The organism is Marinimicrobium sp. C6131 (assembly GCF_026153455.1).
Taxonomy (GTDB): domain Bacteria; phylum Pseudomonadota; class Gammaproteobacteria; order Pseudomonadales; family Cellvibrionaceae; genus Marinimicrobium.
Map to the genome: position 1 here is coordinate 952,446 of NZ_CP110629.1, position 14,675 is coordinate 967,120.

The 14,675-nt window shown below is 59.5% G+C and carries 14 protein-coding genes; all 14 read left to right on the forward strand.

Features of this window, described 5'->3' with window-relative positions:
* The 14 genes from fliM (at position 1) to OOT55_RS04105 (ending at position 14,672) form a co-directional block, all read left to right on the forward strand.
* Positions 1-1,014, forward strand: coding sequence for a flagellar motor switch protein FliM (gene fliM, locus OOT55_RS04040; RefSeq protein ID WP_024459975.1), 1,014 nt, complete (start codon positions 1-3; stop codon positions 1,012-1,014).
* The gene (gene fliN, locus OOT55_RS04045) at positions 998-1,459 is read left to right on the forward strand and encodes a flagellar motor switch protein FliN (protein WP_416140972.1); all 462 of its coding nucleotides are present in this window, start codon (positions 998-1,000) and stop codon (positions 1,457-1,459) included. Before fliM ends, fliN begins: the two co-directional genes overlap by 17 nt.
* On the forward strand, positions 1,459-1,797 hold the full coding sequence (fliO, locus tag OOT55_RS04050; protein WP_265367865.1) for a flagellar biosynthetic protein FliO: 339 nt from the start codon (positions 1,459-1,461) through the stop codon (positions 1,795-1,797). Before fliN ends, fliO begins: the two co-directional genes overlap by 1 nt.
* Positions 1,797-2,627: a flagellar type III secretion system pore protein FliP gene (gene fliP / locus OOT55_RS04055; RefSeq protein ID WP_265367866.1), complete on the forward strand. Its 831-nt coding sequence runs from the start codon at positions 1,797-1,799 to the stop codon at positions 2,625-2,627. The genes fliO and fliP overlap by 1 nt, the downstream gene beginning before the upstream one ends.
* Positions 2,628-2,636: 9 nt before the next feature.
* Positions 2,637-2,906, forward strand: coding sequence for a flagellar biosynthesis protein FliQ (gene fliQ, locus OOT55_RS04060; protein WP_265367867.1), 270 nt, complete (start codon positions 2,637-2,639; stop codon positions 2,904-2,906).
* Between the two features lie 192 nt (positions 2,907-3,098).
* Positions 3,099-3,884 carry a flagellar biosynthetic protein FliR gene (gene fliR, locus OOT55_RS04065; protein ID WP_265367868.1) on the forward strand — a complete coding sequence of 262 codons (786 nt, stop codon included), beginning with the start codon at positions 3,099-3,101 and terminating at the stop codon, positions 3,882-3,884.
* On the forward strand, positions 3,884-5,020 hold the full coding sequence (flhB, locus tag OOT55_RS04070; RefSeq protein WP_265367869.1) for a flagellar biosynthesis protein FlhB: 1,137 nt from the start codon (positions 3,884-3,886) through the stop codon (positions 5,018-5,020). The genes fliR and flhB overlap by 1 nt, the downstream gene beginning before the upstream one ends.
* 498 nt (positions 5,021-5,518) lie before the next feature.
* Positions 5,519-7,741, forward strand: coding sequence for a flagellar biosynthesis protein FlhA (flhA, locus tag OOT55_RS04075; RefSeq protein WP_265367870.1), 2,223 nt, complete (start codon positions 5,519-5,521; stop codon positions 7,739-7,741).
* 82 nt (positions 7,742-7,823) lie between these two features.
* On the forward strand, positions 7,824-9,263 hold the full coding sequence (gene flhF, locus OOT55_RS04080; protein ID WP_265367871.1) for a flagellar biosynthesis protein FlhF: 1,440 nt from the start codon (positions 7,824-7,826) through the stop codon (positions 9,261-9,263).
* Positions 9,264-9,310: 47 nt separating this feature from the next.
* Positions 9,311-10,135 (forward strand): MinD/ParA family protein, encoded by an 825-nt coding sequence (locus OOT55_RS04085; RefSeq protein ID WP_265367872.1) that lies wholly within the window; start codon positions 9,311-9,313, stop codon positions 10,133-10,135.
* Between the two features lie 44 nt (positions 10,136-10,179).
* Positions 10,180-10,902: an RNA polymerase sigma factor FliA gene (locus OOT55_RS04090; protein ID WP_322113838.1), complete on the forward strand. Its 723-nt coding sequence runs from the start codon at positions 10,180-10,182 to the stop codon at positions 10,900-10,902.
* A gap of 134 nt (positions 10,903-11,036) precedes the next feature.
* On the forward strand, positions 11,037-11,420 hold the full coding sequence (cheY, locus tag OOT55_RS04095; RefSeq protein ID WP_024459986.1) for a chemotaxis response regulator CheY: 384 nt from the start codon (positions 11,037-11,039) through the stop codon (positions 11,418-11,420).
* Between the two features lie 55 nt (positions 11,421-11,475).
* On the forward strand, positions 11,476-12,276 hold the full coding sequence (locus OOT55_RS04100) for a protein phosphatase CheZ (protein ID WP_265367874.1): 801 nt from the start codon (positions 11,476-11,478) through the stop codon (positions 12,274-12,276).
* A 110-nt stretch (positions 12,277-12,386) separates the two neighbouring features.
* Positions 12,387-14,672 carry a chemotaxis protein CheA gene (locus OOT55_RS04105; protein ID WP_265367875.1) on the forward strand — a complete coding sequence of 762 codons (2,286 nt, stop codon included), beginning with the start codon at positions 12,387-12,389 and terminating at the stop codon, positions 14,670-14,672.
* Positions 14,673-14,675: the final 3 nt, after the last annotated feature.

Sequence of the window (14,675 nt, forward strand, 5' to 3'; positions counted from 1 at the left end):
GTGCAAGACTTACTTTCACAAGACGAAATTGATGCGCTGCTTCACGGGGTCGATGAAGGCGATATCGATACCGATGACGATCTGGAGATGGACCCGGTCAAAGCCTATGACCTGACCACGCAGGACCGCATTGTCCGCGGGCGGATGCCCACGCTGGAAATGATCAACGAGCGCTTTGCCCGCTACACCCGCATCAGCATGTTCAATCTGTTGCGACGCACCGCCGATGTGTCCGTCGGCGGTATCCAGATCCAGAAGTTCGGTGAATATGTTCACACGTTGTACGTGCCGACCAGTCTGAATATGGTGAAATTCCGCCCGCTGCGCGGCAACGCCCTGATCATTCTGGATGCGCGGCTGGTCTTCAAACTCGTGGACAACTTTTTCGGGGGTGACGGCCGTCACGCCAAGATCGAGGGCCGGGAATTTACCCCGACCGAGTTGCGCGTGGTGCAGATGGTGCTGGATCAGGTGTTTGTCGACCTCGGCGAAGCCTGGAAAGCGGTCATGCCCATCACCTTTGAATATATGAATTCAGAGGTCAACCCGTCCCTGGCCAATATTGTCAGCCCCAGCGAAGTGGTGGTCGTCAGCACCTTCCATGTCGAACTCGATGGCGGCGGTGGCGACCTGCATATCACCGTCCCTTACTCCATGATCGAGCCGATCCGGGAAGTACTGGATTCCGGTCTGCAAAGCGACAGTGATGAAAAAGACGAGCGCTGGGTAAAGGCGCTACGAGAGGATGTGCTCGCGGCTCAGGTCGATCTGGAGTGCGATATCGTTCAGAGAGAAATTACCCTGAGGGACATCATCAATCTGAAGGCGGGGGATGTGATTCCGGTGGAATTCCCGGAATATCACGTGGTCACGGCCAACGGCGTACCGATGTTCCGCACCCGGTTGGGCCAGATTCGCGGGAACCTGGCATTGAAAATCCACGGATTAATTGATCACAGTTCAGCCTATAACATTACGGCAAACGAAGGGGGCTCCAGTGGCAAACGAAAATGATACCCACGATGACGATAAAGACCAGGATGCCATGGCGGCCGAGTGGGAAGCGGCCATGATGGAGCAGGGTGACGACGCTGACAGCGGTGACGACTCCGATGAGAGTCAGGCGTCGCAGAGTCGGAGTAATGACGTAGACCGGGTCGCACTGGACGAACTCACCGAAGACGAACAACCCAACACCAATCCGGATCTGGATGTGATTCTGGACATCCCTGTGTCCATTTCCATGGAAGTGGGGCGCACCTCCATTACCATCCGCAACCTGTTGCAGCTCAACCAGGGGTCGGTCATCGAGCTGGATCGGCTGGCCGGTGAACCACTGGACGTGCTGGTTAACGGTACACTGATTGCCCACGGTGAAGTGGTGGTGGTGAATGAAAAGTTCGGTATCCGGATGACCGACGTGATCAGTCCGTCCGAACGGATCAAGAAGCTGCGCTGATGGAAGGAACGGCCGCCACCCAATTGATGAGTGTGCTGTTCAGTCTGTTACTGATCATCGCGCTGATTTTCGCGCTCGCCTGGTTGTTGCGTCGGTTTGGGCAGAGTGCTTTTATGAACTCGTCCGCCATGAAAGTGGTCGCCACCTTACCGCTGGGTACCCGGGAACGGCTACTGGTGGTGGAGGTGGGCGGCCAGCAACTGCTGCTCGGCGTGACTGCACAGCAAATCCGCACACTGCACGTGTTTGAAGAACCGGTCATCGACGCGCAAGGCGTCAAGAGCAGCGATTTCAGACAGCGCCTGATGAACATTATGAACAAGAACCCAAAACCCTGATGAAGTCTTACCCCGCAAACCCATTTCGTGCCCTCTGGCCGCTGCTGTTGTCACTCCTGTTGTGCGTTGGTGCGGGACAGACCCTGGCCCAGGACGCACCGGACGCTGAGCCACCTGCAGAGCAGGGAGTGGGTGGTTCCCTGCCGGCGATCCCGGGCTTGCCGGCACTGACGGTCACCACCAATCCGGATGGCTCGGAAGAGTACACGGTCACGCTGCAGATCCTGGCGATCATGACCGCGTTCACCTTCCTGCCCGCCATCCTGCTGATGATGACCTCCTTCACCCGGATCATCATCGTGTTTGCCATCCTGCGTCAGGCGCTGGGCTTGCAGCAGTCGCCGTCGAACCAGATCCTGATTGGCCTGTCGTTGTTCCTGACCCTGTTCATCATGCAGCCGGTACTCGAACGAGTAAACGCCGACGCCCTGCAACCCTACATCAACGAAGAAATCAACGCCCAGACCGCACTGGCGCGAACCACTGAACCCTTCCACGCGTTCATGCTGGCCCAGACCCGGGAATCCGACATCGAACTGTTCGTCGGCATCGCTGACAACCCGGACATTCAGACACCCCAGGACACCCCCTTCAGCATCCTGGTCCCGGCGTTCGTCACCAGCGAACTCAAAACCGCCTTTCAGATCGGGTTCATCATTTTCATCCCCTTCCTGGTCATCGACATCGTCGTCGCCAGCGTGCTCATGGCCATGGGTATGATGATGCTCTCGCCCCTGATCATCTCACTGCCGTTCAAAATCATGCTCTTCGTCCTCGTCGACGGCTGGGCCATGATCATCGGCACACTCGCCGCCAGCTTCGGTGTATAAGGAGGCCCTATGACCCCGGAAGTCGTCATGGACATCTTCGCCGACGCCCTCTACCTCGTCATCCTGATGCTGATTGTCATCGTCGGCCCCGGCCTATTGGTGGGCCTGGTGGTGAGCATGTTCCAGGCCGCCACCCAGATCAACGAACAGACCCTGAGCTTCCTGCCGCGCCTGCTGGTCACCCTGGCCTCGGTCATGATCGCCGGCCCCTGGCTACTCAGAGAGTTTATGGACTTATTCACCCGTTTATACACCAACGTCCCAAACTTAATAGGGTAGAGCAGGTAGAACACACAGAACGTTGAAGCAACCAATGAGGGCTGAGCGCGGAGGGACCTCTTTTCAAACCCTCACTTCAGGGAGAAGTGAGGGAGCTCCATGGACGGATTTATGTGTTTTGAAAAGAGGTCCCTCCGCGCTCAGGCCGGACTTTCTGGAGACACGAACTTTGCTGGAGCAGACCACGAAACCGTGAACGAACTGGTATTGAGCGAACAACAACTGATGCAATTTATCGGTCAATACCTCTGGCCGATGCTGCGCATTGGTGGCCTCTTCCTCGCCATGCCCGTCATCGGCGCCCAGACCGTCACCGCAAGAGTACGCATCGTCCTCACCGCCTTCGTCACCCTGCTGGTCGCGCCACTACTACCGCCACCACCCGACATCGACCTCGTCTCCCTACAGGCCATGACCATCGTCGCCAGAGAACTGCTCATCGGCATCGCCATGGGCTTCATGCTCCAGGTCTTCCTGCACATCTTCATACTGGCTGGCGAACTCATGGCCATGAAAATGGGCCTCGGCTTCGCCGCCATGAACGACCCATCCACCGGTGTATCCACCACCGTACTGTCCCAATTCTACCTGCTGCTCGCGACCCTGTTGTTCCTGAGTTACAACGGCCACCTCATCATCATCGGCATGCTCGTGGACAGCTTCCAGAGCCTGCCCATCGGCGGCAGCGGCCTGGGTCCGGGCGCCTTTGCCACCATCGCCGGCATGGGCACCTGGCTGTTCAGCGCCGCCCTGGTGATCACCTTGCCGGTATTCACCGCTGTCATGATCATCAATATGGCCTTCGGCGCCATGAACCGCTCCGCACCGCAGATGAACGTATTCACCGTCGGCTTTCCCATGACCCTCATCTTTGGCATCCTGGTCATGTGGTTCGCCTTGCCCGCATTGCTTCCCGTGTTCGAAGTCTTCACCCAGGAAGCCTTTGAACGGGTTCGACTGGTAATAGGACTGCCCTGATGGCCGAAGAAAACGACAGCAGTCAGGAAAAAACAGAAGAGCCCACGACGCGAAAACAGGAAAAGGCGCGCGAGGAGGGGCAGATTCCCCGATCCCGGGAACTGACCACCACCTTCATATTGCTTGCCGGTACCGTTGGCCTGCTGCTGTTCGGCCCGTTTATGGCCGGCAAGTTGGCCGGCATCCTCAAATTCAACTTCACCCTGGATCGTGAGGTGGTGTTCAACACCGACGCGATGATCGAGCATCTCAGCGCGTCCCTGTACCAGGGAACCCTGAGCATGATGCCGGTGTTCGCCTTGCTTCTGGTGGCCTCCATCGCCGGCCCCATTGGTCTGGGTGGCTGGCTGTTCAGCAGCAAATCCATGGCCCCCAAGGCCAGCCGAATGAATCCTCTCGCCGGTCTGAAGCGGATGTTTGCACTCAAGGCCCTGATGGAATTGGCCAAGGCGCTCGGCAAAGTCATTCTGATCATGGCGGTAGCCGTCGGACTGCTGGTGGTGCAGCAGCAGGACATGTTGCGGCTGTCGGATCAGGAGCCTTTGACGGCGATCAAAAACTCGGTGTGGCTGAGCGCGGTCGGCGCCATCGCCCTGGCGGCGGTCACCATCGCCATCGCGGCCATTGATATCCCGTTCCAGATTTTTGAGAACAAGAAGAAGTTGAAAATGTCCCGTCAGGAAGTCAAGGATGAGATGAAGGACACCGAAGGTAAGCCGGAGGTCAAGAGTAAAATCCGGCAGTTACAACGGGAAATGGCCCAGCGCCGTATGATGTCGGAAGTCCCCAAGGCGGACGTGGTTATCACCAACCCCACGCACTATTCGGTGGCTTTGAAATACGACCCGGATACCATGGCGACGCCGATTCTGGTAGCCAAGGGGGCGGATCAGACGGCGCTGAAAATCCGGGAGATCGCGCGGGCGCACAATATCGACATCATGGAATCTCCCGCACTGACCCGGGCGATTTACCACACCACGGAAATCGATCAGGAAGTCCCGGCGGATCTGTACATGGCCGTTGCCCAGGTATTGGCCTATGTCTTCCAGCTACGCAATTTCCGCAAGGGCCGCGGCGAAAAACCCGCCTACCCAAGAAACATCCAAGTCCCCCGCGATATGCGCTTCGATTAGCGTTCCTTTTACTTGGAGCGTCCGGCGGCTACGGGGTGATGCAAGGCGTAGGGTGGCATAAGACCAAAGGCCGTCATCCACCGTTCTGTCGCGGTTTGTCTTGCGGTGGTGGGGGAGCTTCGTAGGGAATCCGGCGGCTACGGGGTATAGCCATTGGAGACCCGCCGTGAATACATCCCTGTAGGCTTCTCGTCGGCTCCCTGCCTCCGAGAGTCTCCAATGGCTATACCCCGCATCCGCCTCAGTGCCAGTCGAATACCATGGTTGGTGGAATTTCACTCGGAGGCGGATGCGGGGTGAAGCCTTCCGGGACCGTGGAGCGGGGGACCCGCGATGCGAGCCCCCAGGGATGGGTTTACGGCGTGTCCCGGAAGGCTTCACCCCGTAGCCGCCGGACTCTCAGATAACCACCAACACCGATGAAGCCAAACCCCTCCAATTGGTACGCTTCTTGCGATACGACGGTCAACTAACGAAACCGTCAAAAAAGCGACCTACATGGCACTTCCCAGCTTCAGCCAACTGAATAACATCGACCGCCGCGCCGCCTTCAATCATATTCGCGGACTCGGTCGCGGCAACATCGGCATCCCCGTACTGCTGCTTATGCTGCTGGGCATGATGATCCTGCCGGTGCCGCCGATACTGCTCGACGCCTTCTTCTCCTTCAATATCGCCCTGTCCATCGTCGTGCTATTGGTTGGCGTGTACGCCATGCGCCCGCTGGACTTCGCGGTCTTCCCCACCATTCTGCTGGTTGCGACCCTCTTGCGTCTGGCCCTGAATGTCGCCTCCACCCGTGTGGTACTGCTCAATGGCCATGAGGGCGGCGATGCCGCCGGTAAAGTGATCGAGGCGTTTGGTGAAGTGGTCATCGGCGGCAACTACGCCGTGGGTCTGGTGGTGTTCCTGATCCTGATGATCATCAATTTTGTCGTGGTGACCAAAGGGGCAGGGCGGATCTCGGAAGTGAGTGCCCGGTTTACCCTGGACGCCATGCCCGGCAAACAGATGGCCATTGACGCCGACCTGAACGCCGGGCTGATCGACCAGGACGAGGCGCGTACCCGCCGTAAAGAAGTCGCCAGTGAGGCGGACTTCTACGGGGCCATGGACGGTGCCAGCAAATTCGTGCGCGGCGACGCCATCGCCGGCATCCTGATTCTGGTGATCAACATTATCGGTGGCTTGGGGATCGGGATGATTCAGCATGACCTGGACTTTTCCACGGCGTTGGAGAATTACATTCTGCTGACCATTGGTGACGGTCTGGTCGCCCAGATTCCATCGCTGTTGCTGTCGACCTCCGCCGCCATCCTGGTGACCCGGGTCAACAGTTCCGAGGATATGCGTGAGCAGATCATGGGGCAGATGTTCGCGACCCCCAAGGCCTTGGCCATCGCCTCGGGCGTTCTCTTGCTGATGGGCTCCATCCCCGGCATGCCCCACGTGGCGTTCCTTGGCCTGGGTCTGCTCTGCGGCGCCCTGGCGTACTTCATTCACTGGCGCAGCCTGCAACCCCAGGCGGTCGATGACGATGAGTACCGGCCCGCCGGCGGGCGCCCATCGGGTTCTGGCGGTAGTGGGCCGACGGTCACACCCTCGGCGCCGAACCCCGGACAGGCGTCACTGCCGCCCGCCAAAGAATCGGCGGAGCTGGATTGGGATGATGTCCAACCGGTGGACATCATTGGGCTGGAAGTCGGGTATCGCCTGATTCCGCTGGTGGACCGGGGGCAGGGGGGAGAGCTGCTCGGCCGGATCAAGGGGGTACGTCGCAAACTGTCCCAGGAGATGGGTTTCCTGATTCCCTCCGTGCACATTCGCGATAACCTGGACCTGCTGCCGAACAAATACCGGATCAGCCTGATGGGGGTTTCGTTGGCCGAGGCGGAGGTCTACCCGGATCGGGAAATGGCCATCAATCCCGGTCAGGTGTTCGGTGAGCTGGATGGCACCAAAACCAAAGATCCGGCGTTTGGCCTTGACGCCGTCTGGATTGACGCCAGCCAGAAAGAGAAGGCCCAGACACTGGGTTATACCGTGGTGGATGCCAGTACCGTAGTGGCGACCCATCTGAATCAGATCCTGCAAAAGCACACCTGGGAGCTGCTCGGTCACGAGGATGTCCAGAAGCTGCTGGATATGCTCGCGAAAAACTCGCCCAAACTGGTCGAGGAACTGGTGCCCAATACCATCAGCCTGAATGTGCTGCTCAAGGTGTTGCAGAACCTGTTGCGCGAGCGGGTGCCGATTCGGGATATGCGGTCGATTGCCGAAGCATTGGCGGCCAACGGCAGCAAGAGTCAAGATCCCGCCGCTTTGACCAATGTGGCCCGGGTCGCCCTGTCGCGCCAGATCGTCCAGAACATCGTAGGGTCGGACGTTGAGCTGCCGGTGATCACCCTTGAGCCAGAGTTGGAACAGTTGTTGCTAAATACCCTTCAGCAGGCACAAAAATCTGGCGCTGATGACAGCGCCTTTATTGAGCCGAGTCTGGCGGAACGACTTCAGAGGTCGCTGATGGAGGCCGCTCAGAAGCAGGAGGTGGCCGGCAAGCCACTGATCCTGCTGGTAGCGGCGCCACTGCGCAATATGCTGGCACGGTTCGCGCGCAATAGCGTTCCGGATATGAATGTCCTGGCGTACACCGAAGTGCCGGAGAATAAGCAGATTTCCATTGACGCCACAGTGGGGGCCGGTCAGAGCAACAACCGGTAACCCGGGAGCAGGGCGCCGGGGTTTGAGAGTTCAAGCCCGACTTTAATGACGGAAGGCCCGTTTTTTGACGAGGAGTACAACGATGCAGGTCAAACGGTTTCTCGCGGCGGATATGCGACGTGCCCTGGAAATGGTTCGTCAGGAACTGGGGCCCGATGCGGTCATACTGTCCAGTAACCGCACGAAAGATGGTGTGGAGCTGCTGACCACCCAGGCCTCGGCGCCCCTGGCGGAAGCGCCTCAGAGGACAGATTCTGTATCGAACGCCGAGCCCGACGGGTCGCGTGTGACCGTGCGAGCGTCGGAAAGTGGTCAGGAACGGGCCGAGGCGATAGAGCGCGCCCGTCAGCGGCAGTTGGCCCAGCGTGAGCTGGATGCGTCGGCACGCGAGTTCCTGCAGCCAAATCAGCGCGTCAACGCCGGAATTCGCGTGCAGCGATCTCTGCTCGAAGCGGGCGGGGCGGCAATGGATTCTGTGACGCCAGACAGGCCGGCGGCCAATCGCTCCCGGGGAGCCGGCTTTGTCAGTGCCGCCGAGCGCTATCCGCTGAGAGATGACGAATCGACGGCGGGGCCATCGGGCTCAACGGCGACGAGCGATCCACGTCTGGACACACTGCAGGCCGAGTTGGCTGAAATGCGCTATCTGCTTGAAGAACAGCTCTCGCAGATGCTCGGTCCGCGCCCGACCTCCCGGGCGCCCGGGCTGGCAAGTATTGGTCGTCGTCTCGAGCGAATGGGATTGCCGCCGGAGGTGTCGGAGGCCCTTCTCAACGACACCTCCTCCGACCAACCGCTGGCGCAAGCCTGGACCGGCGCGCTGGCGCAGTTGGCCCGCAAGCTGCCCGCAGATGGCGGGGACCCGGTGTCCCGCGGCGGTGTCTATGCGCTGGTCGGACCGACCGGTGCCGGCAAAACCACAACCATCGGCAAGCTCGCGGCCCGTTACGTCATGGCCCACGGTGCCCGGGACGTGGCGTTGGTTACCCTTGATACCCACCGTATCGGAGGCCATGATCAGCTTCGCTCACTGGCACGTATCCTCGGTGTAACCCTCCGGGTGGTCGACGATCAGGCCAGTCTTGAGTCCGTGCTGTACAGTCTGCGCCGCCACCGCCTGGTCCTGATTGATACCGCGGGTTTCCGGCAGGGTGACCCCCGCCTCACGGAGCAGCTCGAAACGCTCAATCGGCTGCCCCAGGTCCAGTCATTGATGGTGTTGCCCAGTACCAGTCAGGCCGCCATGCTGAAGGCCTCGTTGCACGCGTACGGGCAGGGGCTGTCGGGCTGCATTCTCAGTAAACTGGACGAAAGTGCCAGTCTCGGTGAGGCGCTGGGCGTGGTCATGCAGGCCGGTGCGCCGATCGTCTATACTACCCACGGTCAGGATATCCCCCGGGATATCGAGATCGCACGCCCGCACCAGCTGGTGACCCGGGCGGCCAGTCTGGTCAGTCGGCGAGACGACGCCGCGCGCCGCACCCGCAACACAACGGCTGCAGCGGCCACCCGGGCCCTATAATCGACCTTGTCAGGGTCAGTCGCAGAATTCGAGGAGTAGAACGGCAGATGAGTCAAATGCGTCCGGTTCAAGTCATAGCAGTGTCCGGCGGCAAGGGCGGTGTGGGAAAGAGCAATATTTCCGTCAATCTGAGTATCGCCCTGGCCGAGCTTCGCCGCCGCGTGGTGCTGCTGGATGCGGACCTGGGGCTCGCCAATGTCGATGTACTGCTCGGCCTCAAAGCGAAGCACACCCTGTCCGATGTCCTCAACGGTGAACTGGGCCTGCGGGATGTACTGGTCAGCGGCCCATCCGGACTGAAAATCGTTCCGGCCGCTTCGGGGGTTCAGCGCATGACCATGCTGGGTCCCCGGGAGCACGCGGGCCTGATCAATGCGTTCAGTGAGCTGAGTGATCAGGTGGATGTGCTGGTGGTGGATACCGCTGCGGGCATATCCGATACCGTGGTGAGTTTTGTTCGGGCTGCCAATGAAGTGCTGGTGGTGGTGTGCGACGAGCCCTCGTCGATTACCGATGCCTACGCCCTGATCAAGGTGCTCAACCGGGACCACGGTCTGCAGCGCTTCCGGGTGGTGGCGAACATGACCCGCACCACCCGTGAAGGACAACTGATGTTCAACAAGTTGAACAGCGTGTGCGAGCGTTTTCTGGATGTTACCCTCCAGTACGTGGGCCACGTTCCTTTCGACGAAAATGTCCGCAAAGCCGTACAGAAACAAAAGTCACTGCTGGAGTTCGCTCCACAGAGCAAAGCGGCGCAAGCGATTCGTACGCTCGCCAAAGAGGTGGATCAGTGGCCTCTGCCCAGCGCGCCCACGGGCCGGCTGGAGTTCTTTGTCGAGCGTCTGCTCCAGGTCGCCAACAGTCGCTAGATGGTGTGAGGTAGCTGACAATGGCCGCAGCCGATGGATTAGCCATGTACGATAAAACCCGACAACTTGGCAATCAGATCCGGGTTGAAGACTACGCCCCGCTGGTCAAGCGCATTGCCCATCATATGATGCTGCGCATGCCCGCCTGTGTGCAGGTTGAAGACCTGATACAGGCCGGAATGATCGGCCTGATTGAGGCCTCCCAGAAGTACGATGCCTCCAAGGGGGCCAGCTTCGAAACCTACGCCGGCATCCGCATCCGCGGTGCTATCGTGGATGAAATGCGCCGGGGTGATTGGGCGCCTCGCTCCGTTCACCGCAACGCCCGGCGCATCAGCGAGGCCATTGGCATTGTGGAAGGGCGCACCGGTCGGGATGCCCAGGATGCCGAGGTCGCCGAGCAACTGGGCGTAGAACTGGATGATTATTTCGACATGCTGCGCGATGCCAGTGCCAGCCGGTTGTTCAGCTATGAAGAGACCTTTGGCGATGATGATACCAGCCAGCATATGGCCGGTCCGGGGTCCGAGCACGCCAGTCCCCTGGATGGAATCCAGCGTGCGGCCCTAAAGCAATCCCTTGCGCAGGCGATAACCCAACTGCCGGAGCGGGAAAAACTGGTGTTGGCGCTGTACTACGATGAAGAGCTCAACCTCAAGGAAATCGGTCAGGTGCTGGGGGTCAGCGAATCCCGGGTCAGCCAGATTCACAGTCAGGCGGCCCTGCGTCTGAGAACACGACTGGCCGATTGGCAGGGTAATGATTGACGCATCAAGGGTTTGTGGGTACTTTGCCCGGCCCGGCCTTGCTAGAATATGAACATCACCGGTGTGGTGGGCGCCTCAGGGCGCTGCTTCCCATTCTTGAAACCAGACTCCCGCCAGAGTAGACGGAGGTTGCATTGGATAAGAACATGAAAATCCTGATTGTCGACGATTTTTCGACAATGCGACGGATTATTAAGAACCTGCTCAGAGACCTGGGGTTCAGCAATACCCATGAGGCTGACGATGGGGTAACGGCCTTGCCCATGCTGCGCAGCGGCGACTTTGACTTCCTGGTGACCGATTGGAACATGCCCGGTATGACCGGTATCGACTTGCTGCGTGCAGTGCGTGAGGACGAGAAGCTGCATGCCCTGCCGGTGCTGATGGTGACCGCTGAAGCCAAGCGCGATCAGATTATTGAAGCCGCCCAGGCCGGCGTGAACGGGTATGTGGTCAAACCGTTTACCGCGGCTGCGCTCAAGGAAAAGATCGAGAAAATTTTTGAACGCGTTGGTTAAACCACGCGCCGCCGGTGCGCTGGCGCACCGGCCACAGCGACAATAAGGCTTATTCATGGCTTCAACATCCCAGTTGCATGAAAACGATGAGTTCATTTCCGAGCTGAAAGAGTGCGCCAAGCTGCTGGTCGACAAACTTCAGGGGGACCAGTATGAAGAGGCCTCTCAGCTGATTCACGCGATCACCGAAGTGCGCGACCGGCATATTTTCCAGTCTGTCGGGCGTCTGACCCGTGGCCTGCACGATGCGATTGTCAACTTCAATGTCGACGGTGATCTCAGCTCGGAACCACCGGATATCAAAAACTCCGAAATCCGGGACGCGTCCAACCGCCTGAATTATGTCATCGACCTGACTCAGCAGGCGGCCGAAAAAACCATGGATATGGTGGACGAGTCGGCCCCTATTGCCACCAATCTCGGGCAGGAAGCCGGCTCCTTGAGGGAAGAGTGGGCCAGGCTCAAACGTCGGGAAATGAGTCCGGACGAGTTTCGCGAGCTGTACCACCGGATGGATGAGTTTCTCGGGCAAATGGTCACCGGCACTGAGACCATAGGGCGTAACTTGCAGGAAATTGTCCTCGAACAAGGGTTTCAGGACCTGACCGGCCAGGTGCTCAAGCGGGTGATTGGACTGATCAATGACGTCGAACAGGATCTGGTCAGTCTGGTCCGGATTGCGGCTCAGGTGGAAGATGTTACAGGTTTTGTCCCCGATGCCGATAGTGAAGAAGCGGCAGTGAAAAAACGTCAACTGAGCTCCGGAGAGGGGCCGCAGATGAACGCCAGCGAACGGGCTGACGTGGTATCCAGTCAGGACGAAGTGGACGATTTGCTGTCGAGCCTGGGTTTTTAATCCGGGTTGGAACAGGGTTCACCCGCAGGCGCGCTGCGCGCCAGGTTGGCCGTCCGAGGATGGCCATCCGATGACAATAACCGGTGAGAAAGGTTTGATAGGAGCGCTGAATGGGGTTCGGTGACGACGAAGAAATCCTCCAGGACTTCCTGGTCGAAGCAGGTGAAATACTGGAGAAACTCTCCGAGCAGCTGGTCGAGTTGGAGCAGCGCCCTGACGACGCTGATTTGCTCAATGCGATTTTCCGTGGTTTCCACACCGTCAAAGGGGGCGCCGGATTTCTCCAGCTTGACCCGATGGTGGAGTGCTGTCATGTGACAGAGAACCTGTTTGACGTACTGCGTAACGGTCAGCGCCAGGTCACGCCCGAACTGATGGACGTGGTACTGCAGTCGCTCGATACCATCAATCAGCAGTTCGCGGAAGTGTCCCAACGGGAAGAAATGGCGCACGCCGATCCTCAACTGATTGATACCCTGCAACGACTGGTAAACGGTGAACCGATTGGTGGTGGCGCCGATGCGGCGCCGGCGAACGCGGAGGGCACCGAGTCGGATGTGCAGGCCGGGCACGAAACGGCCAATGCGCAGGGCGACATTACCGATGATGAGTTTGAGCAGCTACTGGATGCGATTGCCGATGAGCCCGGCGCCGCTCCCGCTAAAACCGGATCTGAATCAACGCGCCCGTCCGACAATAGTGATGTGATTCAGGAAGACGAGTTTGAAGCCTTGCTGGACGAACTGCACGGCAAGGGTAAGGGGCCTGGCGCCAGCCGGCCGGCTGACCCGCCTGCCGCCTCCGCGCCGGGCAGTGACGAAATTGATGACGACGAATTCGAAGCCCTGCTGGATCAGTTGCACGGCAAGGGCAAAGGTCCCGGTACCGGTGCGCCAGCCAGGGCGGATGATGCTCCGCAGGCGGCGTCTGCCAAGCCCCGGGGCGAGAGTAAAAAGCCGGAATCGAACAGTCCGCCGGCCGACGACCTGATCAGTGACGACGAGTTTGAGTCGCTGCTGGATGAGTTGCATGGTAAGGGCCAGGGCCCGACCCGCAAGAAGCCGGGGGAGAGCGCTCCGGCCAAACCCGAGAGCGTGAAGGCGCCGGCTCCCGAGGTCGCGTCGAGTGCACCGCCCGCGCCGGCTGGCGGCGGCGCGGGCGACGGCAGGAAACCGCCGGCAGCGCGCCCCTCCGGCAAGCCCGGTGACCGCGACGGGGGGCCGGCCCCGGCGGAGACGACGGTGCGCGTTGATACGCAGCGTCTCGATGAAATCATGAACATGGTGGGCGAGCTGGTGCTGGTGCGCAATCGTCTTGTGCGCCTGGGGGACGATATTGAAAATGAGGCACTGGCCAAGGCCGTCTCCAACCTCGATGTCGTGACCGCCGACCTGCAGACGTCCGTCATGAAAACCCGGATGCAACCGATCAAGAAAGTATTTGGTCGCTTTCCCCGTGTTGTGCGCGACCTGGCTCGCAACCTGAAAAAAGAGGTGAATCTGGAGCTGGTGGGCGAGGAGACCGATCTGGATAAAAACCTGGTTGAAGCCCTGTCCGACCCTCTGGTTCACCTGGTGCGCAACTCCGTGGATCACGGCATCGAATTGCCCGATCTGCGTGAGGCGAACGGCAAACCCCGCACCGGTAAGGTGGTACTCGCGGCGGAACAGGAGGGCGATCACATTCTGCTGTCAATCACCGATGATGGCGCCGGCATGGATCCTGACAAGTTGCGGGACATTGCCGTTGAGAAGGGCGTTATGGATCGCGATAGCGCCAACCGTCTGTCGGACACCGAAGCGTTTAATCTCATCTTTGCACCGGGCTTTTCCACCAAGAAGGAAATTTCCGATGTGTCCGGTCGGGGCGTGGGCATGGATGTGGTCAAGACCAAGATCACCCAGCTCAACGGCACCATTGAAATCCAGTCCACCAAGGGCGAGGGAACCCGGCTCAATATCAAAGTCCCGTTGACTCTGGCCATCATGCCGACGCTGATGGTGATGTTGGCGGAGCAGGCCTTCGCTTTGCCGTTGGCCAGCGTGCAGGAAATTTTCCATATGGATATGTCCAGAACGCACACGGTGGATGGTCAGGAGTGCGTGACCATCCGCGATCGGGCCATCCCGGTTTTCTACCTGAAAGACTGGCTGATCACCGGCCCGCGGCAGGCCCGTGAACGCGAAGCCCACGTGGTCATTGTCGCCATTGGTACCCGCATGGTGGGATTCGTGGTCGATCAACTCATCGGGCAGGAAGAGGTGGTGATCAAACCTCTGGGTAAAATGCTCCAGGGCACACCCGGTATGGCCGGAGCCACCATCACCGGCGACGGGACCATGGCGTTGATACTCGATATTCCGGGGTTGCTCAAGCGCTATGCCGGCGGCGTATAATCC